Annotated in this window: 16 protein-coding genes; 5 read left to right on the forward strand and 11 right to left on the reverse strand. The window is 33.1% G+C overall.

All coding sequences use genetic code 11. The annotated features are described in order from the left end of the window. Positions 1-28: 28 nt before the first annotated feature. Positions 29-1075, reverse strand: coding sequence for an A/G-specific adenine glycosylase (gene mutY / locus FEF17_RS03185; protein ID WP_139000923.1), 1047 nt, complete (start codon positions 1073-1075; stop codon positions 29-31). A 142-nt stretch (positions 1076-1217) separates the two neighbouring features. On the opposite strand from mutY, the gene FEF17_RS03190 reads away from it, so the two are divergent. From FEF17_RS03190 to FEF17_RS03205, 4 genes are all read left to right on the forward strand, one after another. After that, positions 1218-1508 carry an HU family DNA-binding protein gene (locus tag FEF17_RS03190; RefSeq protein ID WP_055442767.1) on the forward strand — a complete coding sequence of 97 codons (291 nt, stop codon included), beginning with the start codon at positions 1218-1220 and terminating at the stop codon, positions 1506-1508. A gap of 315 nt (positions 1509-1823) precedes the next feature. Beyond that, complete coding sequence (locus FEF17_RS03195) at positions 1824-3368, forward strand: Rne/Rng family ribonuclease (protein WP_139000924.1); 1545 nt, start codon at positions 1824-1826, stop codon at positions 3366-3368. A gap of 542 nt (positions 3369-3910) precedes the next feature. Beyond that, a complete protein-coding gene (locus FEF17_RS03200; RefSeq protein ID WP_139000925.1) occupies positions 3911-5113 on the forward strand; it encodes a porin in 1203 nt (400 codons plus the stop codon). A 71-nt stretch (positions 5114-5184) separates the two neighbouring features. Next, on the forward strand, positions 5185-7494 hold the full coding sequence (locus FEF17_RS03205) for an inorganic phosphate transporter (RefSeq protein WP_139002119.1): 2310 nt from the start codon (positions 5185-5187) through the stop codon (positions 7492-7494). Positions 7495-7551: 57 nt separating this feature from the next. Here the strand turns inward: FEF17_RS03205 and chrA are convergent, their stop codons facing one another. Together chrA and FEF17_RS03215 are read right to left on the reverse strand one after the other, a co-directional pair. Further along, positions 7552-8679: a chromate efflux transporter gene (gene chrA, locus FEF17_RS03210; RefSeq protein WP_139000926.1), complete on the reverse strand. Its 1128-nt coding sequence runs from the start codon at positions 8677-8679 to the stop codon at positions 7552-7554. Between the two features lie 24 nt (positions 8680-8703). Next, positions 8704-10446, reverse strand: coding sequence for a Na/Pi cotransporter family protein (locus tag FEF17_RS03215; protein WP_139000927.1), 1743 nt, complete (start codon positions 10444-10446; stop codon positions 8704-8706). A 150-nt stretch (positions 10447-10596) separates the two neighbouring features. Between FEF17_RS03215 and FEF17_RS03220 the strand changes: the two genes are divergently transcribed. Next, complete coding sequence (locus FEF17_RS03220) at positions 10597-11448, forward strand: OmpA/MotB family protein (RefSeq protein ID WP_139000928.1); 852 nt, start codon at positions 10597-10599, stop codon at positions 11446-11448. A 67-nt stretch (positions 11449-11515) separates the two neighbouring features. Here FEF17_RS03220 and FEF17_RS03225 read toward each other — a convergent pair whose 3' ends face one another. The 8 genes from FEF17_RS03225 to gltB form a co-directional block, all read right to left on the reverse strand. Further along, positions 11516-13381 (reverse strand): SulP family inorganic anion transporter, encoded by a 1866-nt coding sequence (locus FEF17_RS03225; protein ID WP_139000929.1) that lies wholly within the window; start codon positions 13379-13381, stop codon positions 11516-11518. A gap of 98 nt (positions 13382-13479) precedes the next feature. Then, positions 13480-14091, reverse strand: coding sequence for a DUF2490 domain-containing protein (locus FEF17_RS03230; protein ID WP_246046777.1), 612 nt, complete (start codon positions 14089-14091; stop codon positions 13480-13482). A 54-nt stretch (positions 14092-14145) separates the two neighbouring features. Beyond that, complete coding sequence (locus tag FEF17_RS03235) at positions 14146-14775, reverse strand: carbonic anhydrase family protein (RefSeq protein ID WP_139000930.1); 630 nt, start codon at positions 14773-14775, stop codon at positions 14146-14148. A gap of 33 nt (positions 14776-14808) precedes the next feature. After that, positions 14809-15612 (reverse strand): universal stress protein, encoded by an 804-nt coding sequence (locus tag FEF17_RS03240; RefSeq protein ID WP_139000931.1) that lies wholly within the window; start codon positions 15610-15612, stop codon positions 14809-14811. A gap of 7 nt (positions 15613-15619) precedes the next feature. After that, complete coding sequence (locus FEF17_RS03245) at positions 15620-17212, reverse strand: SulP family inorganic anion transporter (RefSeq protein WP_139000932.1); 1593 nt, start codon at positions 17210-17212, stop codon at positions 15620-15622. An 85-nt stretch (positions 17213-17297) separates the two neighbouring features. Beyond that, positions 17298-17603 (reverse strand): hypothetical protein, encoded by a 306-nt coding sequence (locus tag FEF17_RS03250; RefSeq protein ID WP_139000933.1) that lies wholly within the window; start codon positions 17601-17603, stop codon positions 17298-17300. A 108-nt stretch (positions 17604-17711) separates the two neighbouring features. Beyond that, positions 17712-19175: a glutamate synthase subunit beta gene (locus FEF17_RS03255; RefSeq protein WP_139000934.1), complete on the reverse strand. Its 1464-nt coding sequence runs from the start codon at positions 19173-19175 to the stop codon at positions 17712-17714. A gap of 4 nt (positions 19176-19179) precedes the next feature. Further along, positions 19180-23694, reverse strand: a complete 4515-nt coding sequence (gene gltB, locus FEF17_RS03260) for a glutamate synthase large subunit (protein ID WP_246046778.1) — start codon at positions 23692-23694, stop codon at positions 19180-19182. Between the last annotated feature and the right edge of the window lie 404 nt (positions 23695-24098).

The following is a 24098-nucleotide window of genomic DNA, read 5'->3' on the forward strand; positions in this document are numbered from 1 at the left end:
ATAAAAAAATATGACTGTAATAAGTAAACTACTCGAAATTAAAGTTTTCAATAAAATTGCCTATCAAAATTGGGACTGGTAAACTCTGAATTTCATCTACCGAAATAGCCTCATCAATAATTAGCTTTTGTACTTTTAAAATCCAAAATTTAGTATAGAGATGCTGGTGTGATAACTTGTGAATAATTGGAGCATCATTATATAAGGACAAGTCATAGTCTATTTGCTTTAAGAAAGTATGGCTCTCAATTGTTTCTTTAAAACTATCAAAATCAACTTCTACTTTTGTTTCAACCAAAGGAAACTGATATAAATTTTGCCAAATACCTCGCCCCTCTCTTTTCTGCAAAAAAGTCTTTGAGTCTTCAGAAATTAATACCAAGAAGTTAAAATACTTCTTTTTTGCTTTAGCTGATTTAATTTTAACAGGAAGTTCATCAATTCTTTTATTATTAAAAGCAAGGCACCCCTTATTAAACGGACAAATATGACAATTAGGAGTTTTAGGTGTACATTGAATCGCACCAAACTCCATAATAGCTTGGTTAAATTCGGCGGGGCGCTCCTTATCTATGAGTTCCTGCGCTAACCCCTTAAACTCTTTTGCTCCCTTTGATGAGTTAATAGGCGTTTCAACTCCAAAATAGCGTGATAAAACTCTGTAAACATTCCCATCAACGACTGCTGCAGCTTCATTAAAACAAATTGATGCTATGGCGCTAGCTGTGTAATCACCTACACCTTTTAATTTTATTAAGTCTTTATAATTATTTGGAAAATCACCTTTAAAATTAATTGCAATGCCTTTAGCAGTGCTATGTAAATTACGCGCCCTAGAGTAATACCCTAAACCCTGCCACAGTTTTAACACCTCACTTTCATCAGCATTTGCCAAATCAAAAACGGTTGGATATTTTTCGAGGAAAGCGTTGTAATAAGGCAACCCTTGTTTTACTTGTGTTTGTTGTAATATAATTTCAGACAACCAGATAGCATAAGGGTCTTTTGTATTCCTCCATGGCAAATCGCGCTTATTAATTGAGTACCAGTGAATTAAAATATTTGAAAATTGCATCAATTCAAATTAATATGCGAGCAAAAATAAACCTTTATAATCTTAAATTTTAATGAATTAGGTTTGAAATATTGAATTTTAAATTCCTATATTTGCATCCCTTTAAAAAACTTTATAGTAACTAAAAAAACAAAATATAAAAATGACGAAGGCTGATTTAGTAGCAAAAATTTCTGAAAAATTAGGAATTGAAAAAGGTGATGTTCAAGCAACTGTTGAAACATTTATGGAAGAAGTAAAGACTTCTTTAGAAGGTGGAGATAATGTATACTTAAGAGGTTTTGGAAGCTTCATTATTAAAACTAGAGCTGAAAAAACAGGTAGAAATATTTCTAAAAACACTACTATTAAAATACCTGCACATAATATCCCTGCATTTAAGCCTGCAAAAGTTTTTGTTGAGGGTGTAAAAACGAATGTAGACGTTAAATAAGCATTAAAATAAATTATTAATTTAAAAGACACTATTTATGCCAAGTGGTAAAAAACGTAAAAGACATAAGGTAGCGACGCATAAGCGTAAGAAACGTAGACGCGCTAATCGTCACAAAAAGAAAAAATAAATCGAAAAAGTAGTTAGATTAACTACTTTTTTAGGTTTTAAAAACAACAAGTTCTTTGAAATGAGTTCATTAATTTTTTAGCACCTATTTGGTGTATGTTGAACTCCACGGATTAAAATCCTGTGATAAAAAATAATGTATAATCCATCTGTTACACACTAGTGTAATGGAATAAAATTAACTAAATGGATAAAGAATTGATTATTCGATCTAGTTCCGAGCATGTTGATTTTGCCTTATTAAAAGATGGAAAACTTATTGAATTACAAAAGGATGAAGATGATAATAACTTTTCAGTTGGTGATGTGTTTATAGCCAAAATACGAAAAGCTGTTCCTGGACTAAATGCTGCATTTGTTAATGTAGGGTATGAAAAAGATGCGTTTTTGCATTATCATGATTTAGGGCCAAAATTACCTTCACTTTTAAAATTCACAAAACGTGTAAGCACAGGTAAACTAAAAGATTTTTCTTTAAAAAACTTCCCATTTGAAAAAGATATTGAGAAAGACGGCAAAATTGTCGACGTCTTAAAATCTAATCAATCGCTATTAGTACAAATAGTAAAAGAACCAATATCAACTAAAGGTCCTAGAATAAGTTCAGAGCTTTCTATTGCCGGTAGATATATAGTTTTAGTTCCTTTTTCTAGTCGCATCTCTATTTCTCAAAAAATAGAAGACCGCGAAGAAAAAGATCGATTAAAACGATTGGTTAAAAGTATCACACCACAAGGTTTTGGTATTATTGTGCGTACTGTAGCTCAAGGCAAAAAAGTAGCAGAGCTAGATAAAGATTTACAAAATTTGCTTAGTCGTTGGACGGCAATGTGTAAAAAGCTACACAAAGCGCATCACCCAAGTAAAGTATTAGGAGAGATGAATAAGGCCTCGTCAATTTTGCGAGATATATTCAACGATACCTTTACTGGAATTACTGTCGATGATGAAGAGCTTTACTATCAAATTAAAGATTACGTGCAAGAGATTGCACCCAAAAAAGAATCAATAGTTAAATTGTATCAGTCTAAAGTTCCGATTTTTGAAAAATTTGGAATTGAAAGACAAATAAAAACCTCTTTTGGCAAAACCGTTTCTATGGCTAAAGGTGCTTATTTGGTTATAGAACATACCGAAGCTCTTCATGTTATAGATGTAAACAGCGGCAACAGATCTAACAAAGCGAACAACCAAGAGGACACAGCATTAGAAGTTAATTTAATCGCGGCTACAGAAATGGCTCGCCAATTACGATTACGTGATATGGGCGGTATAATAGTAGTCGATTTTATTGACATGACTAGTTCTGAAAATAGGCAGAAATTGTTTAATCATCTTCGTGACGAAATGAAAGATGATAGAGCAAAACATAAAATTTTGCCTCCAAGTAAATTTGGATTGATACAAATAACAAGACAACGTGTTCGTCCCGAAATGAATATTAAAACCAGAGAGGAGAATCCTAATGGTATTAATGGTTCTGAGGTTGAAGCACCCATAGGATTGGTGCAAAAAATAAACCACGATCTTGAGAGACTATTAAAAAAAGACTATAAAAAGTTGACTTTAAACACACATCCTTTTATAGCGGCCTTTTTAACAAAAGGTTTTCCATCGATACGTTCTAAATGGTTTTTAGAACATAAAAAATGGGTGAAGATTTTACCGAGAGATGCTTACACATATCTAGAATATCATTTTTTCGATAAAAATGGTAATCAAATTAAATAATATAAAGAGCCCGAACTGTTAAAAGTTTGGGCTTTTTTATTTTATATTCGATTTGTTTTAAACTAAATAAAAGTAACATTCTTTGTATACTTTTATCTTTTTAAATTTCAATTAAAACTTACTTCCTAGTAGATTGAATTAAGAAAATTCAAGGTGCTTCTTTAATAAACGTGAGGCTACAATTAATGCCTACTTCATACTAAATATGGGTTGCGCAATGATTTAAGATTTAAACATCATATCCATAACATTAAATCTTTAACATTCTATTAATCATTTTTTTAAAAATATTTAACTTTTAATGATTAATTAATATTGGGATTACATTTAGGTTAACTATATAGATGATATTTGTCTTTGTCTTAAGACAAAACAATTAGTATTTCATATAATTAATTAGTTTTTGTCGACTATATTATCATGATTTCTAATAGACTGCCTTGGCCAAGGCAGTCTTTTTTGTTCGAAAATTAATCATTAGGAAACATTAAGTTAACATTGGTTTCAGTTCTTTGCAATGACAAAAACTAATAAAAATACTAATGAAATTTAAAATTATTATAGTAGCACTTTTTTTGTTTGCTATTAACGTTACTGCACAAGAAATTAGCGACACTTCTTTTGGTAAAGGCTTAATAAACTTTGTTGCAAAAGACAGTTCTTTTAGTATTAAATTTGCACCTCGTTTTCAAGTTCGATCTGTATCATCCTGGGATTATAATGGCAATCAGTATGGAAGTCCAGAACATAATTTTATTGTTCGTAGAGCAAGATTAAAGTTTGATGGTTTTGCTTATAGCTCCAAACTTAAATATAAAATAGAGTTGGGTTTATCGAATAGAGATATTTCAGGCGCAAATGAATTTAACAGAAACACACCCCGCTATATACTAGATGCAGTTATTATGTGGAACTTTGCTGGTAACTGGGAGCTTTGGGCTGGTCAGACCAAATTACCAGGAAACGTTGAACGTGTTGTATCTTCAGCTAACCTTCAACTAATAGATCGTTCTTTATTAAATAGCAGGTTTAACATAGACCGCGATTTAGGTATTCAATTGCGACACAAAACTAAATTAGGCGGCGAATTTTTAATGCGAGAAAAGTTTTCTATTTCACAAGGTGAAGGTCGCAATGTTACCGAAGGAAATGAAGGAGGTTTGCAATATACTGCGCGTCTAGAACTTTTACCATTCGGGACTTTTAAGTCTAAAGGTGATTACAGTCAATCTGATTTAAAACGTGAGCTAAAGCCTAAATTAATGTTTGGTATTACATATAACTACAATCAAGACGCCGTTAGGGAGAGAGGATTTGCAGGTGATTATATGATACGAGCAGATGGATCTATTTACGAAACAGATCAAACAACTATTTTTGCAGATGCTATGTTTAAATACAATGGCTTTTCATTTATGGGTGAATATGCAATACGTACAGCGGATGATGAAATAGCAACAGAAATAGATGGCTCAACACCAACTGGCGATATTGTTTTAACAGGTAACGCTCTAAACTTACAAGCAGGTTATTTATTTAAAAGCAACTACGAAATAGCTGCTCGCTTTACAACAGTAAATTATGAAAGTATTACTGGAGCTTTACCGACAGAACAATATACCATCGGTGTAAATAAATTCTTAGTGGGGCATAAACTAAAAGTACAAAGTGATTTAAGTTATACAACCTTAGACGGTAATGACGATAACATTACCTTTAGACTAGGATTTGATATACATTTTTAAAACATAACAATTAAATAACATTTTAATTATATATTGTAATGATATTTGCAAACATTTTACAATTAAATCCTATGGATAATATTTATTTATTAATGTTGATTGCCATTACAGTTTTAGCTGTTGCTGATATTGTTGTTGGTGTTAGTAATGATGCTATTAACTTCTTAAATTCTGCTATTGGATCCAAAGCAATTTCTTTGAGAACTATAATGATCGTAGCCAGTTTAGGTATTTTTATTGGAGCTGTATTTTCTAGCGGAATGATGGAGGTTGCAAGAAAAGGTATTTTTGTTCCTGCTCAATTTCAATTTGGAGAGATTATGCTCATTTTTATGGCTGTAATGATAACAGATATATTGTTATTAGATTTCTTTAACACACTTGGTTTACCAACATCTACAACTGTTTCTATTGTATTTAATTTATTAGGTGCGGCAGTAGTAATGTCATTGATTAAAATTAGTCATTCTGATTCTGAGACTTTCGCTGATTTAGCTACATACATAAATACAGAAAAGGCTTTAGAAATTATATCTGGTATTTTGCTGTCTGTAGTTATTGCCTTTTCGGTCGGTGCACTTGTGCAATGGGTGTCAAGACTTATCTTCACATTTAACTATGAGAAAAAAGTTAAAAACTTTGGAATTGTTTTTGGAGGTGTTGCTTTAACGGCAATAACCTATTTTATCTTTTTAAAAGGCCTGAAAGGAACGCCTTATTACAAAGATTTAAAAGGTTTATTAGAAGGGAATGAAATTTATATAATACTCGGAAGTTTTATTTTCTGGACCTTATTTTCATTCATATTTGAAAAACTAACCAAAAAAACTGTTTTACTTGTTGTAATTGCAATTGGAACTTTTGGATTGGCATTGGCATTTTCTGGTAACGACTTAGTAAACTTTATTGGTGTTCCAATGGCAGCCTATCATTCTTATGAAGCTTGGGTTGCCGGTGGAATGGACACTGCAATGTCAATGGCAGTATTAGAGAAAAAAGTACCTGCTGAGCCTTACTTATTGTTTATAGCTGGTGCTATAATGGTATTGACACTATGGCTGTCTAAAAAAGCAAAAACCGTTGCAGAAACTGAAATAAGCTTATCTCGTCAAGGAGAAACTCATGAAAAATTTGAACCAAACAGACTTTCAAGAACAATTGTAAAAAGAACAACCCAATTATCTAATTACTTTGCTATTATAGTACCTAGCTCGATTACTGGAAAAATAGAAAAGAGTTTTGAAAAACCAGAGTTTACTTTGACAAAAGATCAAAGTATTGATGCTCCTGCATTCGACATGATTCGTGCCTCTGTTAATTTAATGGTTGCAGGAGTGTTAATTGCAATTGCAACCTCAATGAAGTTGCCTTTATCAACAACATACGTTACGTTTATGGTAGCCATGGGTACTTCTTTGGCTGACCGCGCATGGGGAAGAGAAAGCGCTGTTTATCGTGTGGCTGGTGTATTGAACGTTATTGGCGGATGGTTTGGTACTGCTATTGGAGCATTTATTGCCGCTGGTGTTGTAGTATTTCTAATTAATTGGAATCCAGCTGTTATTACACCAATATTACTATTGTTAACTGCTATTTTATTATACAGAAACTATAAATCCCATAAAAACAAATCTTCAAAAGTGATTGATGAAGATAGCTTAAAAAAGGCAGAAAGCAGCTCTTTACAAGGTGTTATTCTTGAAAGCGCAAATAACATGTCCAATGTAGTGAAACGAACTAATAGAATCTATTCTAATGCAATTGTTGGACTCGCTAAACAAGATATAGATTTACTTAAAAAGAGCAAAAAACAAGTTATAAAATTGACCGAAGAGGTTGATGACTTGCGCGATAATGTGTTCTATTTTATTAAAAATTTAGATGAGTCTAGTATTGGTGCAAGTGATTTTTATATTAATATTTTAGGCTATCTTCAAGACATGACACAATCTTTAGAATATATTACTAAAGTAAGCCACAAGCACATTAATAATAATCATAAGAAACTTAGATTTAGTCAAATTAAAGAGTTAAAGGAAATAGATGATAAACTAGAAATTTTATTTGAGGATACTCGAGTTGCATTTAAATCGGAATCTTTTGAACAAATTGGTGCTATTTTAGATGAAAGAACTGAAGTTTATAAACTTGTGAAAGATAAAATTAAGAAACAAATTTCTCGCACGAGGACAGAAGAATCTAGCCCTAAAAATACAACGCTGTATTTTAGTTTATTATTAGAGACTAAAGATTTAATAAAATCAACAATGAGTTTATTAGAGGAGTATCATAACTCATTTGATAGTTCGGTTGAACCTGCAACAATTACAGTTGTAGATGAAGTTGTAGAAAATACAAAACCTTCACAAAAAGAAGAATAAAAACTATATTTATATCATAATTCTAAGCCATCATTTTAATTAAAAATGATGGCTTTTTTATTTTATAAAATCACTTAATATAAAACCTAAAAAAACTCCCATAATAATTGTCCATATAGGACCTATTTTGGTTCTAAAAATTAAAATCGTAGCAATTAAAGCAATTACAATACTTTGCCAATCTATAAGTGTGTCTCTTGCCATTACGAGCAATACAGCAAACATAACTGCAACTGCTGCAACATTTACAGAATCTAGAAAATAGCGCAGTATTGTCGACTTTCGCATTCTAGGTATAAACGGATTGAGTATTAAAACAAATAAAAATGATGGTAAAAATATCCCAGTAGTTGCCACCAATGCGCCTGTAAAACCATTAAGTTGATAACCAATAAAGGTTGATGTAGATAATACAGGACCTGGAGTAAACTGGCCCATTGCGATTGCATCAATAAGTTCTGCTCTAGTTAACAACCCGCGAGTCACTAATTCTGCATCCAAATAAGCAAAAAGTACGTAGCCACTGCCGTATAGTATTGCACCCACTTTTAAAAAAATTAAAAAGAGTTTTAACGTTGATATCTTAGCTATAGTTGTATTAATTCCAAGGAATAAAAGTAATGGTGAAAATGTATTGAGATTTGTTCTCGCTTTAGATTTCATGTAGAAATAAAGCATTCCTAAAATACCAGCTGCCAATAAAGCTACAATTTCATTGACTCCTAATAAACTGACAACCAAAACCAATATCCCAAGGATAATAAGTTCGGTACTTTTTAATGCTTTTTTACTAAGTTTCAAAATTGCTGAGGCTATAATGGCCAAAACAGCAGGCTTTATACCGTACATAAAAGGCTCTACCTCTGGAAGTTTGCCATATTTTACATATAAATATGCTAAAATTGCTGTTATAATAGTTGCAGGAAAAATAAATGAAATCCCAGCCACAAACAAACCTGCCTTACCTGCTCGTTCATAACCACAATGCATGGTCATTTCAGTAGAATTTGGCCCAGGGATTAAATTTGTAGTACCTATGAGGTCGAGGAAATATTCTCTAGTCATCCATTTACGCTTTTCAATGATTTCATCCTCCATCATGGCAATGTGAGCCGCCGGACCACCAAAAGCAAAACATCCTAATTTAAAAAACACTTGCGCTACTTCAATTAAATTTGGATTCATTATAATGGATAAAGGTTTTCAAAATTAATCACTATCTAAAAGCATATCTTTTTTTCCATAAAGTAAATCTGCAACGTCTATTAAATTATCAATCATATCATTAACATTCTCAAAATCATTAAAAAGTGAAGATGCCATATCAACTGTTATTAAGTCCTTTCGAATCAATTCATCAATTTCAAGATTATCAGAATGAATATTTGTTTTCGCTTCTCTTTTTAACTTCACAAGTTTTTTATGAAAGACTTCATTTTCTTTTTCAGTTCTAAACAGGTGAATTGTTCGCAATACCTTAACTGCTTTGTTCCTTATCTTATCATATTCTTTCCGTATGTATTTATTATCTGAGTTTAAGTATAAGGTCACATTTCTACTCAACTCTTTAACATCTCGAATAATCTCTACCATTTTTCTGTTAGCTATTTTCAATTCAGATATTTGTTTATTTTGAGTTTCATTTAATGTCAAACTACTCTGTGCCTTGGTAGCATAATTAATTATTTGTCCATAAATATTTTTTACTTTAGTGCCATACAATTCTCTAACATTCGTATCAAACAAAACTTTCGATTTCTTCACTATTTTTTTAACCTTAATATCTGATATAATATCAGCCCTATGAATGTTTAGCGCATGAGCTACAATTTCAAAAATGGCATTTTTATATAAATATTTAGACTCTTTTACTAATGCTGCAATTGCCGTTTCAGGGTATTCTAAAACATGCTTTGTTAAAAATTTTGGTTCGTCTATTGTTTTAACATCTTGAACTTTTACAGGCACCAAGTACTCAACTAATTTAGCGATTGGTTTTACAAACCATACCAATAAAAAGGTGTTTGTAATATTAAATGTGGTATGAAACAAGGATATTGCTACAGGAATGGCTGCAGCACTAATATATGGCGATTCTGAACCGAGATACATTGATAACCAACTCACCATTTTTAAGAAGGGATAAAATAAAATCAACATCCAAAACACACCCATAAGGTTAAAAATTAAATGGGCACGAGCGGTTTGTTTCGCCTTAAAATTACCAATAATTGCAGCTAAATTAGCCGTAATAGTTGTCCCTACATTTTCACCCAAAACCATGGCTGCTGCCATTTCAAAAGGAATCCAACCTTGGGCTGTCATAATTAAAGTTAGTGCCATTGTAGCACTGGAAGACTGAATTATAACCGTTAAAAGTGTTCCTATAAGTAAGAATATTAGAATAGAGAGAAAGCCTAAATCGGTGTAGCGTGATAAAAATTCTAATAGTTCTGGGTTGTTTTTTATATCTGGCATTGCCTCTTTAAGAAACTGAAGCCCAATAAATAATAAGGCAAAACCAATAATAAAGCTTCCTAAGTTTTTGAATTGTTCTTTTTTAAGAAAGGTAAATCCAAAACCAAAGCCAACCAAGGGTAAAGCAATAGTGCTCATACTTACTTTAAAGCCTAATATTGTTATTAACCATGCTGTTATTGTAGTGCCAATATTTGCTCCCATTATAACACCTATAGACTCAACAAGGGTTAACAAACCAGCATTAGCAAAGCTAACCACCATAAGAGTTGTTGCAGATGATGACTGTATAACCGAAGTAATTAAAAATCCAGTACTAATACCGAATACTCTGTTTGATGTCATTCTAGCTAATATCGAACGCATTTTATTACCGGCTAATAACAAAAGTGCGTCACTCATAACTTTCATCCCGAAAAGGAAGACACCTAATGCCCCAATAAGTTGTAATATTTCTGTAAATCCGTATTGCATGTGCTTTTGGAGTATATTTAAATACTTTTGATAACTAAGAAAAAGAATAAAATTAACTAAAACAAACAAATTGTTTGTATTTCAGCATCTAAAAACAAACCATGATCGTATATGTTGATGAACCTAACTAATTAACTTAAAGTCATAATTATGAAAAAAATTTCTGTTTTGCTTTTACTAGCAACCATCACTTTATCGTGCGTCTCAAAGAAAAAATATTTAGCACTGGAACATGAAAACGGTGAAATTAAAAGTGAACTACAAAAAACCAGAGTTGAAAAAGAAAATTTAGAAGCTAAATTCGCTAGAATTCAGACCAGAGTTGACGATTACAACAACAAAATAATGTCTTTAAAAGAAAATGTAGGAACCCTTACGGAAGAAAACAACTCGAAGCTAGAAGTTCTTAAAGAAGGAGGTGTAATTTCTAACGATGCGAAAGTTAAAATGCGTGAGACACTTAAAAATGTAGATGCTGAAAAACTGAGTCAAGCAAAAACGTTAAAAGATTCCATGAATCTGGCTGTTGCTCACAATCTTGAAAAAACAATCAACGAGAGCAACATGAACGAAGATGAAGACTTCGCTGTTAATATCAATGAAACAGTTGTTATGATTTCTATTGCCGATAACATGTTGTTTAACACCGGTAGCTACAGATTAAGTTCAAAAGCGGATAAAGTATTACAAAAATTAGCAGATGTTATTAATTCTGAACCTAGCTTGGATGTTATGGTTGAAGGCCATACGGATTCTAGAACTATTAACACAGCTAGCATATCTGACAACTGGGATTTAAGTGTTTTAAGAGCGACATCGGTAGTTAGAAAATTACAGAATAAATTTAATGTGGCTCCAGAAAAAATGATTGCCGCAGGCAGAAGTAGCTACCAACCTTTAGTTGAAAATGATTCACGTAAAAATATGGCAAGAAACAGAAGAACACGAATTATAATTCTTCCAAATATTGATAAGTTTTTTGCTTTAATGGCAGACAATTAATTTTAACGATTGTTAAAATTAAGTTTAATGAACAAAAAATGCGAATCTTAAGGTTCGCATTTTTTGTTTAAACTGTATCTCGAATATTCTCCTTAATCCATTTTATACAATCTTTAAAACTATCAAAAATGTGCTCTGGAGGAATTAAATCGGGGATAATATCAATACGCTCCATCATATAGCGAGGTTGTTTTAATAAGCCTACTAACAAAACAGATATTCCAGATTTTTCCAAATCGACTAACACATCCTCCATAGCATATAATCCAGATTGATCCATATATTGCATCCTACCCATTCTAATAATTACAGCTTTGGCGGTATCTGGTATCTGTTTAGCCAATTGCTGAAATTCACTTGTTGACCCAAAAAACAAAGGGCCTTTAATGTGCTTTATAAATACTTCTTCTTTTAAATTTACTGGAAAGTTCAACTCATCTGCCCATGCTTTTTCTTTTAGCAATGATTTTACGTCAGATCGTTCTGCTGTTAAATCGCCTATTTTCTTCATAAACATAAGAGAGGCAATAACCAATCCTATACCAACCGCGTATACTAAATTCCAAAATGTAGAAAGAAATAACACAACAAGCATTATTAATACTTCCATGCTAAATTTAATAGGCCCAAATTTTACATCTTTTGGCAAACTTGGTATAGCCCTTAAACCTTTATAATCCATAACACCAATACCAACAGTTATTAATATTCCTGCCAAAACTGCTGCTGGAATTTGCGATGCAATAGGACCTAAACCTAATAAGATAATTAAAAGCATAATTCCCGCAATCATTCCGGAAAGTTTTGTTTTTCCTCCAGAAGTAATATTCACAACAGTTCTAATAGTTGCGCCGGCTCCAGGTATACCCCCAAAAACAGCAGCGATACTATTACCTATACCTTGGCCAACCAATTCTTTATTGGGTTTATGTTTTGTTTTCGTCATATTATCAGCAACTACACTCGTTAGTAACGAATCAATAGCTCCTAACAGAGATAACGTTAATGCCGTAAAAATATATGGTGTGATGCTACTTAACTTGAAGTTTGTAAATATTTCCAAATTAGGTAATGGAAGTCCACTTGGGATTTCTTCAATTGGTCTATAGTTTAATCCGAAACCAACTGCGATACCAGACATAACAATAAGCGCCACCAATGTACTAGGAACTGCTTTTGTAATTCTTTTGAAACCATAAATAATAAAAATTGTTCCTAAGGCTAAAATTAACTCTAACCAATTAATACTTTTCAACGCTCGTGGTAACACTTTAATAGCACCATAAGCCCCAGATGCATCTTTTGCTGCTAATGTCTGTGACTCTTTTAAAATATCTGCTTGCGAAATCGCCTCAGCGCGTCGTATTGTTTCTTTAAAATCCTCGAGTACTAATATACCTTCGCCAGCTTCGTCTTTTAATATATTATCAAGTATGACTTCTTCGGCTTGAGGTTTAAACTGCTCAACAAAAGCCTCATCTTCCTTTGGATAATATCCTAAAGACGGCAAAATTTGTGTTATTAAAATAATGACACCAATTGCAGTCATAAAACCTGATACCACGGGATATGGTATGTATCTGATATACTTTCCTAGCCCTAAAATACCTAAGCCAATTTGCATTAGACCTGCCAGCAAAAAAACTGTAAGAATAACTGGAAGTGCCTTTTCAATATCGCCATCATTAGTTGCAATAATTCCTGCGATTATCACCATACTTACAGCTGTCATAGGAGCTGTAGGTCCAGAAATTTGAGTGCTTGTCCCTCCAAAAAGTGCTGCAAAAAAACTAATAAATATAGCTCCGTACAATCCAGCTGTTGGGCCTAAGCCAGAAGACACCCCAAAAGCAAGAGCCAATGGTAATGCTACAATTCCTGCTGTGATACCTCCAAAAGCATCTCCCTTTATATTTACAAACAAATTTTTCATCGAGATTCTTAGTTATGAGTCTAATTTAGTCGATAAATATCAAATAAAAAAGCCTATTATAACTAATAGGCTTTTCAATTTAACATTTTCTTGTGTTTTCAAAGATTCACGAAAGCAATGATATTTAATTGATCCCTACCAGAGGTTTCAAAAAATTGATTCATATATCCTGCTTCTAAACGTATCTTACTAGTTAGATGATAACCTAAGCCTGCATAAAGTCTATTTCTATCAAACACATTACTTTCTGTGTTTAAAAAAATCTCATCATAGATCGAAAAATACAATTTTTTCGATTTGAAAAAAGGGATATTGATTGCTAAAAAATACCTGAAACGCATTTTAAAATCTTCTTCTACAAACCGTTGTTCAAAACGATATCGATGCGTCAATTTAGTGCGTCCAATTTTTTGCTTTGAAATAAATTGCTGGAATATCCTATGTTCATTAACAGATATTTTATCATCACTGTCATCAAAATAGTTTTCAGAAAGAATATAGCCGTAGCCAAATAAAACATTGTTTTTACCTTCATTAAAAGTATACCCCAAACCAGTACGCAGCAATAGCTGTTCTAAATCGCCTGCAGCATCATAGTTTCTATATTGAACTTCATTATGGAAATCCCAATTATTCTTGAGTTTTACATTTCCTATGTAAATCAACCAATTACCAAAATTACTATCCTGTGAAGTACCCTTATAAGGCATTAACAGAACGAATAGAAAAAGTGAAAATATTATTATTTTAAGGTTCGCCATACCTTACTCATAAAACGTTACAGCACCAGTTTTGATATCGTACATACCACCAATTATGTCAATCTCACCATTTTCATGCATTTCGGCTAACACACTACTATCTTCCAAGATTTTTTGAATTGTTAAGTTTACATTTTTCTCTGCAATATTGTTTACAAATTCAATATTAGAAGAATTTCTAAGACTAACATCTGCTGGTTCCTTTATTGCATTAACTGCTGGTTTAATTTTAGCTAACATGGAAGTTAAGTTACCAAGTTCGGCATTATCACAAGCCCCTTTAACAGCACCACAACTGGTGTGACCTAAAACAACAATCAATTTTGTTCCTGCCAATTTACACGCGAATTCCATACTGCCTAAAATATCCTGATTAACAAAATTTCCAGCTATACGCACACTGAAAATGTCACCTATACCCTGATCAAAAATTAATTCTGAAGACACCCTTGAGTCGATACAACTTAAAATTGTAGCAAAGGGATATTGCCCTGTGCTAGTATCTGTAACCTGCCCAAGAAGATTTCTATCTGCTTTAAGGCTTTTTTGAAATCTCTCATTCCCAACTTTCAATTCATCCAATGCAGAAGCAGGTGTCATTGCAGCTTGCGTTTCTTTAGTATGTGCTTTCATATATTATGATATTTTAATTAATGATTTTAAAAATTATATTGCTGGTTGAGCAGATAAAAGCATGGGGACTTTCAGTTTACTAATATAACTATTTAAGTTTTTTCTCTTTTTACTTTTGAAATTCCCCCTATTAAGATACAATAAATTAATACCATTCTTTTCTAAGTAATTAGAAAGGTTCTTTACTGAAGAATCATTCTGATCGAAAACAAATTCTACTGCATCCTCAATATCCGATTGTTTAGTGCCTTCTTCGCTGTTTTTCGAGTCTATTATTTTAAACATTTTAACAGGCTTATTGGTGTGTGGTAATAACTCTCCAAAAATACTTCTGGAAGAGGTTTTATCAATACCGTTCAGAACCCCAAGTGCCAATGATTTATCATGCTTAAATGTGCTTTCCTCGTCTGTCACCAAAATAGGACCAGAAAAGGTTTTTAAAACAAAATCGGTAAGTGTATCACCAACTAAGTTTAATATTTTTTGTTTTCTTCTTTTAACAACAATAACGTCTGGTTGATAATCTTTAATGTAAGTACTTATTTCATCATTTACGCGCCCGATTACAAATGTTGAGTTAATGTTTACACCAAATTTTTCCGATGCAGATTTTGCCAATCTTTTTAGGCTATTATTTGTAAAAGTGAATTGATGATTTATTTCTCTCATTGCCGAAAGTTGATTGGTTTCTTTAACAACTTTCAATGGATCCTTAACCCCCAAAAGCATTATTTCTCCATCAATCATTTTGGCTAAACTTATTGTGTTTTCTAACGTAGTGCTTGTTGCGTTATTATTATTTGAAAGCACTAATATTTTATATTTATTTGTCTTCATAATTTTTTTAATTTAAACTTAAATTCGATTGTGGTCTTTCGTTGAAAAATTTGATAAAACTTTCGGGGTTTTCTACAATTCCTCGTTTAGAGACAAGTTTTATGTCTATATCCCTTTCTTTAGCTTTAAATAAAAAGTCCTCTAATATTTCTATAATGTCGTTATCAAGATATCGTGTTTTAATAAGGTCTATTTCCAAATAGGTGTCTCTTGGCAAGTTGTCCAATTCTTTTAAAATAGCTCCTTTATTAAAAAAGGTTACTTCTTCTGCTAAAGACATTTTTATCTTGTGTTTTCCGTTACTCTTATCTTCGATATGCAAGAAATGAGAGTTCTGATAGCTTTTTAGTAAGATAACAACTATTCCAACGGCTAACCCGAGTCCAATACCATAGAGCAGATCAATAAATACAATCCCTAATACCGTAACAACAAAGGGAATAAACTGTTTCCAACCCAATTCATACATTTTTTTAAATAATTGAGGTTTCGCTAATTTGTATCCAACTACTAATAAAATAGCTGCTAAAACAGATAAAGGAATCATATTAAGCAATGTTGGAATTATAATTATTGAAATCAATAAGAAAAACCCATGGATTATGGCAGACATTTTCGAAACACCCCCTGACTGTATATTAGCAGAACTTCTAACAATTACTTGTGTTATGGGTAAACCTCCAATAAGTCCTGAAAGGATATTACCCGTCCCTTGAGCTAATAATTCTCTATTGGTAGGTGTTACATTCTTATGAGGATCTAGTCTATCCGTTGCTTCTACACAAAGTAAAGTTTCTAAACTAGCTACTAAAGCAATTGTGAAAGCAACAATCCATACTTCAGAGTTTGTAATCATACTGAAATTAGGAAAACTAAACTGAGCTAAAAAAGAAGCTGTATCCTCTGGAACAGGAACACTTACCAAATGAGATTGAGAAATAGATAACGTTTCATGGGATCTTGTAACGGCAAAGAATATAATACCAACAACCACCGCAACCAACGGCCCTTGAACCAATTTGAATACCTTGTGTTTCTTCGATAAAACTTTTTCCCAAAGTATTAAAATACCTAAACCGACAACACCAACAATCATAGATCCTAGTATGATATTGTCAAAAATATTAAAGATATTGGTAAGTGTATTTTCGCTTGATGAGCTAAAAAAGCTATCTGCTCCTTCGGGCTCGGCATCATAACCGAAAAAATGCGGTATTTGTTTTAGTATAATTATAATTCCTATTCCGGTTAACATCCCTTTAATAACAGACGACGGAAAGTAATAACCAATTACACCAGCCTTAAGAACACCAAAAAGAAGCTGAATTACACCACCTAAAACTACGGCAACCAAGAAGTTTTGATACCCGCCTAACGTGCCTATAGCAGATAAAACTATTGCAGCCAGACCAGCTGCAGGACCACTAACTCCAATATTAGAGCCACTAAGACTCCCTACCACAATTCCTCCAACAATACCAGCAATTAATCCAGAAAATAGTGGTGCACCACTGGCTAATGCAATACCTAAACATAAAGGCAATGCGACAAAAAATACAACGATACTTGCAGGCAAGTCGTTTTTTAAAGTTTTAAACATATTAAAAAATGAATTTGTAGTCTAAGTTTAACAAACCTAAACTAAATTAATACTTGAGTGGCTTAATAATGAAGCCTGAAAAACATTATGATAATATGCCTAATTCCGGAGGTGGTGAAATTAAATTTAGGTGCGGTTTAGGGTAATTTTTGAAGTAATACCCTAAGCAATTATTAGTTTCGTTTAAATTAAAATCTGACTCACTAATATCGAATTCAAAAAATAAAATTTCTTTATCCTTATTTTTTTCACTTCCCTTTTCTTCTTCTTCTGAAGAAGCATAAAATATAGAAACATCAATCGAATTATCAACAGCAACTAAAATTGTAGGCGCTGCTAAAAACACCAAAAAAATTGTTGATAAAAGTAATGATACAATGCTTCTTGCCATCTATTTTTTAAAATGAGTGAACACAAATATAGTGTTTTAATTAAATAGTGTTTTATTATTTTTAATAAATGTTCAACAGAACGCTATTTTATTAAAATAAAACTATTCTTACATAGCAACCAAATCACCAGCAATATCCTTTGAAGGTAAATCTGATTTACCCATTAAATAAATATCTACTTGACGTGCAGCTTCTCTTCCTTCTGAAATTGCCCAAACAATTAAAGATTGTCCACGGCGCATATCTCCCGCAGTAAAAATGTTTGAAATATTTGTTTGATATTTACCGTATTCGGCTTTATAATTTGAACGCGCATCTGTTTTAATACCTAACTTCTCAGCAAGTGTGCTTTCTGGACCAGTAAAACCAAGCGCTAACAATGCTAAATCACATGGCCAAGTTTTTTCTGTTCCTTCAACTTCAATAAGCTGAGGTCTTTGACCAGGTACCATTTTCCATTCTACATTAACCGTTTTTAAGCCTGTTAATTTTCCGTTTTTATCCTTAATAAATTCCTTTGTATTTATAAGCCAGTTTCTTTCAACACCTTCTTCATGCGAAGAAGACGTTTTTAACTGTAATGGCCAAAACGGCCACGGTGTTTGTGGCGAACGGTGACCTGGAGGCTTCGGCATAATTTCGAAATTAACAACCGACTTTGCTCCGTGTCTATTGGAAGTTCCAATACAGTCTGACCCTGTATCTCCACCTCCTATAACGATAACATTTTTATCGGTAGCCATCACTTGGTTTTCAACTTTCTTACCAAACAAAACTTTAGTTTGTTGTGTTAAGAAATCCATTGCCTGCACAACGCCTTCTGCATCAATACCTGGTGTTGGCAAACTTCTTCTTTCTGTTGCACCACCACATAAAACTACAGCATCAAAGCCTTTCAATTCTTCAACATCATAATTAATACCAACATTTACATTTGTTTGGAAAGTTATACCCTCTGCTTCAAGAATCGCTAAACGGCGATCAATAATTTCCTTTTCCATTTTAAAATTAGGAATTCCATAACGAAGCAATCCTCCTATTTCATCATCTCTTTCAAAAACTGTTACAGAATGTCCCGCTCTATTTAGCTGTTGAGCTGCTGCTAATCCTGCAGGACCAGAACCTACAATAGCAATGGTTCTACCAGTACGTATTTTTGGAGGTTGTGGTTTAATCCAACCTTCCTGAAAGGCTCGTTCTACAATATTTTTTTCAATATTCTCGATAGATACTGGGTCTTCAATTATTCCTAATACACATGATTTTTCACATGGTGCTGGACATAACCTTCCAGTAAATTCAGGAAAATTATTTGTAGAATGTAAAATCCATGAAGCCTTTTGCCATTCTCCTTGGTGAACCATGTGGTTAAAATCTGGTATTAAATTCCCTAGTGGGCAACCACTATGGCAAAATGGAATACCACAATCCATGCAACGTGACCCTTGCTTAGTAAGTTCAGACTCACTTAATGGTACAGTAAATTCTTTATAATGTTTTACACGCTCTTCTACAGGCGTATATTTTTCATCTTGTCTTTCAAATTCTTTAAATCCTGTTACTTTTCCCATAACACTATGCTGTTGTTAATTCTTCTACCATCGGCTCTTCCGTCTCTAAACGTTTTAATGCACGCTTATACTCGATAGGCATCACTTTTATAAAGTTACCCAAACTTGATTCCCAAGCCGATAATAACTCTTGTCCTTTCTTACTATTAGTATAAAGCACATGCTTTTCAATGAATCCTTTTAATTCCGATGCATCTTCTGTAGATATATCTTCAAATTCTATGGTTTCTGTATTACATAATCCGTTTACAAATTTATTTGCTGGATCATATACATAAGCAATACCTCCACTCATACCTGCAGCAAAATTTCTTCCAGTTTTTCCGAGAACTACTACGCGTCCACCAGTCATGTACTCACAACAATGATCTCCAACACCTTCCACAACTGTAGTTGCCCCCGAATTACGAACGGCAAACCGTTCTCCAGCAATTCCATTGATATAAGCTTCACCATGAACTGCTCCAAATAAGCAAACATTACCAACAATAATATTATCCTCTGCAATAAAATCTGCCTTTGCTGGTTTCTTAACAATTAGTTTTGCCCCAGAAAGACCTTTCCCTAAGTAATCATTCGTATTTCCTTCCAATGTAAATGTTAAACCATGTGCTCCAAATGCTCCAAAACTTTGACCTGCAGAACCATTAAAATTTATATTTAAAGTGTCCTCTGGCAGACCTAAATGCCCATAAATTTTGGAAATTTCATTACTAACTATAGCTCCAACTGTTCTATTTACATTCTTAATAGGATACTCTAAAGTCATTTTTTCTTTCCTATATAAGGCTCTATGCGAGTCTTTTAAAATTGTAAAGTCGAGAACATTTTCTAAGTTATGGTCTTGTTTTTCAGTATTCTTAACTATTAAGTTATTATAAGCACTTGGTCTATGCAGTATACTTGATAAGTCTAATCCTTTTGCTTTATAATGTGTTATAGCTTTATTAGCATTTATTTTATGTGTTTGACCAACCATTTCACCAAGCGTTCTAAACCCTAACTGTGCCATGATACCTCTTAACTCTTCTGCTATATAAAAGAAGAAATTAATAACGTGCTCTGGTGTTCCTTTAAAGTTTTTACGCAGCTCCTTGTCTTGAGTTGCAACTCCAACTGGACAAGTGTTTAAGTGACATTTACGCATCATAATACATCCTGAAGCCACTAATGGTGCTGTTGCAAAACCAAATTCTTCTGCTCCTAAAAGTGCAGCAATCGCTACATCACGACCAGTTTTTAACTGTCCATCGCATTCTACAACAATTCTACTTCTTAAGTTATTTAAAACTAATGTCTGTTGTGCTTCTGAAAGACCGAGCTCCCATGGTAATCCGGCATGCTTTAAGGAAGTTAATGGAGATGCACCTGTTCCTCCATCGTATCCAGAAATAAGTACGACATCTGCTTTTGCTTTTGCAACACCAGCAGCAATAGTTCCTACACCAACTTCTGATACTAATTTAACATTAACTCGTGCATCTCGATTTGCATTTTTTAAATCGAAAATTAACTGAGCTAAATCCTCAATTGAATAAATATCATGATGTGGCGGTGGTGAAATTAATCCCACAAATGGTGTTGAGTTACGTGCCGCTGCAATCCAAGGTAAAACTTTCTCACCTGGTAATTGGCCACCTTCTCCAGGTTTTGCTCCTTGAGCCATTTTAATTTGTATCTCCTTTGCATTCGTTAAATAGTGTGAGGTAACACCAAAACGGCCAGAAGCTACTTGCTTAATTGCAGAATTTCTGCTATCTCCATTTACATCTGGATGAAAACGGTTTCTATCTTCTCCTCCTTCACCTGAATTAGATTTACCACCAATTCGGTTCATGGCTATGGCTAAATTCTCATGTGCTTCACGAGAGATGGAACCATAAGACATCGCTCCAGTTTTAAATCGCTTAACAATTTCTGTCCATGGCTCAACTTCATCTAATGGAATTGGATCTAAATTATCAAATTCAAACAACCCACGAATGGTCATTAAGTTCTCAGACTGCTCGTTAATAGTTTTTGAATAAACATCGTAACTCGCTTGATCACTTAATCGAACCGCTTGCTGCAATTTGGCAACCGTCGTTGGATTAAATAAATGGCGTTCGCCATTACGTCTCCATCTGTAATCACCTCCAATATTTAAACCTAATCGTTTATCAATTAAATTATCTGGATAAGCATATTTATAACGCTCATTTATTTCTTTTTCAATTTCGTATAATCCTATACCTTCAATTCTTGAAGCCGTGTATGGGAAGTATTTTTCAACAAATTGCGAGTTGAAACCAACGATTTCGAAAATCTGAGAACCTCTGTATGAATGCAAGGTAGAGATTCCTATTTTATTCATAATTTTCAATATCCCTTTCCCTATGGCTTCGTTGAAATTATCGACAGCTTTTTGTTCATCCATTCCTGTAATGAAACCTTCCTTTACCTGCATTCTAATAATTTCATTAACCATGTAAGGATTAATGGCACTTGCACCATAACCAAATAGTGTCGCAAAATGATGTGGTTCACGAGGTTCTGCAGATTCAATAATAATATCGAAATATGAACGCTTACGTAAACGATTTAATTGATGATTTACATAAGAACATGCCAATAATGCTGGTATTGGTGCAAATTCTTGATTAACCCCTCTATCTGAAAGAATAATAATATTTGTTTTTCTTTCAATAGCTTTCTCTACTTGCTTTATAATATCCTCTAAAGCATCTTCAAGACCATTAAGACCTTTTGCTTTAGGATAAAGTATTTCAATAGTTTCAGCTTTAAAGCTTTCAATTGAAATCGATCTAATTTTTTCTAAATCGGCATTTGATATTACAGGGTTTTGAATTCTTAATTTTCTACACTGTCTATCTGTAATACTAAAGATGTTTCTATCCTTACCAAGATTTAAACTAATATCGGTTACAATTTTTTCACGAATGCCATCCAAAGGTGGATTAGTTACTTGGGCAAATAATTGTTTGAAATAATTTGAAATAAGTTGTGGTCTATCGGATAATACAGCTAATGGGGTGTCTATACCCATTGAACCTAAAGCTTCCTTACCTACAACAGCCATAGGTGTGATAACTTCTTGAATATCTTCAAAAGTATAATTAAATAAACGTTGTCTAGTTTTTATATCGATAGTTTCAATAGGGCAGGTTTCGTTGGTATAAGGCACGTCTCTAAGATGCAAACGCGTTTTATCCAACCACTCTTTATATGGTCTTTCTGAAACAATTTTACTCTTAATTTCTTCATCTTCAATAATGCGCCCCTTATTCATGTCAACCAAGAACATTTTTCCTGGCTCTAAACGACCATGACTCTCAATATCTTCTGGATCTATATCAACAACACCTATTTCTGAAGACATAATAAGTTTACCACTTTTGGTAACTGTATATCTTGAAGGTCTTAAGCCGTTTCTGTCTAAAAGTGCACCAATATAATCACCATCTGTAAATGGCACAGATGCAGGGCCATCCCAAGGTTCCATAATGCAACCGTTGTATTCGTAGAATGCTTTTTTATCATCAGACATGGTCTTATGTTTTTCCCATGCCTCAGGAATCATCATCATCATAATTTCTGGTAATGACCTATCCGTATGCGTAAGTAATTCAACCACCATATCCATGGATGCAGAATCTGATTTCCCTGGCAAGATTATTGGAAATAACTTCTCTATTTGAGGACCAAACACATCACTTCGCATAATCTCTTCACGAATACGCATTCTACTCACATTACCACGAAGTGTATTTATTTCACCATTTTGACACATAAAACGGAATGGTTGCGCCAATTCCCATGTAGGCATTGTGTTTGTTGAGAAACGCTGATGCACCAAGGCTAGTCTTGTCACTAAATCTATTTCCTGTAAATCCGTATAATATGGCCCAATATCTTCAGGCATAATAATACCTTTATATATAATAGTTGTTGTGGACAAACTAGGTACGTAAAAATAGGTGCTTTCAGAAATTTTAGAGTTACTAATCTCGTGCTCTGTAATTTTACGAGCAGCATACAATTTAGCCTTAAATGTGGCTTCAGATATATCTTCGCCTTTACCTATAAAAAGTTGCTCAATATTAGGTTCCGATGACTTAGCAATTTCCCCCAATTGTGTAGAGTCTACAGGTACTTTTCTCCAACCTATAACAGTTAAACCTTGCGCCTTAACTTCTCTTTCAAAAGTGTCCTTACAAAACTTATATTGATTTCTAACTTTAGGCAAAAAAACCATACCTACTGCATACTCTCTTGGAGCTGGAATAGGCAAACCACTAACACGCCTAAAATAATCATGTGGAATATCTATTAATAAGCCCGCACCATCGCCTGTTTTACCATCAGCACTTACCCCTCCTCGATGCTCTAATTTTACAAGAATTTCTAGTGCATCATGAATAATTTGATTTGTTTTTTCTCCCTTTAGATTACATATAAATCCTGCTCCGCAATTTTCATGTTCAAATTCAGGCAAATACAGTCCTTGTTTCTTCAGCATAATCAACAAAATTTAGTTTAAAAACTTGAGTTGAAGAGCTAAGATACTCACTAACAATTGAATTACAATAGAGGTAAATTCATTATTTCGATTTTACGAGATAACCGAATAAAAAAATAGGTATATATCAATAATAGCAGGATTTTTTAATAAATATTCAAAGGCTTAAAATTCGTAATAATTTGAGGAAATGTGAATTTAAAATATGGAATTATAATTTTTTTAAAATAAATATCATGAAAAGCTAGAAAATACTGACAATAATTCAATCCAAACGTTTGTCAAAATGCTAAAAAATCTATTTATTTTAACAATACCATTAAAAAAATAGGGTTAAAATTAAAATATTAATAAAAGTATGCATCATACCCCTATTTTTTATGGGGGTTAATTCTTTTTCTCAT

The sequence above is a fragment of the Hyunsoonleella aestuarii genome (genome assembly GCF_006148925.1).
Classification (GTDB): Bacteria; Bacteroidota; Bacteroidia; order Flavobacteriales; family Flavobacteriaceae; genus Algibacter_D; species Algibacter_D aestuarii.

Excerpts from the sequence above, each read along its gene's own strand:
- mutY (WP_139000923.1), bottom strand. The coding sequence starts at position 1,075 with ATGCAATTTTCAAATATTTTAATTCACTGGTACTCAATTAATAAGCGC.
- FEF17_RS03190 (WP_055442767.1), top strand. The coding sequence starts at position 1,218 with ATGACGAAGGCTGATTTAGTAGCAAAAATTTCTGAAAAATTAGGAATT.
- FEF17_RS03195 (WP_139000924.1), top strand. The coding sequence starts at position 1,824 with ATGGATAAAGAATTGATTATTCGATCTAGTTCCGAGCATGTTGATTTT.
- FEF17_RS03200 (WP_139000925.1), top strand. The coding sequence starts at position 3,911 with ATGAAATTTAAAATTATTATAGTAGCACTTTTTTTGTTTGCTATTAAC.
- FEF17_RS03205 (WP_139002119.1), top strand. The coding sequence starts at position 5,185 with ATGGATAATATTTATTTATTAATGTTGATTGCCATTACAGTTTTAGCT.
- chrA (WP_139000926.1), bottom strand. The coding sequence starts at position 8,679 with ATGAATCCAAATTTAATTGAAGTAGCGCAAGTGTTTTTTAAATTAGGA.
- FEF17_RS03215 (WP_139000927.1), bottom strand. The coding sequence starts at position 10,446 with ATGCAATACGGATTTACAGAAATATTACAACTTATTGGGGCATTAGGT.
- FEF17_RS03220 (WP_139000928.1), top strand. The coding sequence starts at position 10,597 with ATGAAAAAAATTTCTGTTTTGCTTTTACTAGCAACCATCACTTTATCG.
- FEF17_RS03225 (WP_139000929.1), bottom strand. The coding sequence starts at position 13,381 with ATGAAAAATTTGTTTGTAAATATAAAGGGAGATGCTTTTGGAGGTATC.
- FEF17_RS03230 (WP_246046777.1), bottom strand. The coding sequence starts at position 14,091 with ATGCCTTATAAGGGTACTTCACAGGATAGTAATTTTGGTAATTGGTTG.
- FEF17_RS03235 (WP_139000930.1), bottom strand. The coding sequence starts at position 14,775 with ATGAAAGCACATACTAAAGAAACGCAAGCTGCAATGACACCTGCTTCT.
- FEF17_RS03240 (WP_139000931.1), bottom strand. The coding sequence starts at position 15,612 with ATGAAGACAAATAAATATAAAATATTAGTGCTTTCAAATAATAATAAC.
- FEF17_RS03245 (WP_139000932.1), bottom strand. The coding sequence starts at position 17,212 with ATGTTTAAAACTTTAAAAAACGACTTGCCTGCAAGTATCGTTGTATTT.
- FEF17_RS03250 (WP_139000933.1), bottom strand. The coding sequence starts at position 17,603 with ATGGCAAGAAGCATTGTATCATTACTTTTATCAACAATTTTTTTGGTG.
- FEF17_RS03255 (WP_139000934.1), bottom strand. The coding sequence starts at position 19,175 with ATGGGAAAAGTAACAGGATTTAAAGAATTTGAAAGACAAGATGAAAAA.
- gltB (WP_246046778.1), bottom strand. The coding sequence starts at position 23,694 with ATGCTGAAGAAACAAGGACTGTATTTGCCTGAATTTGAACATGAAAAT.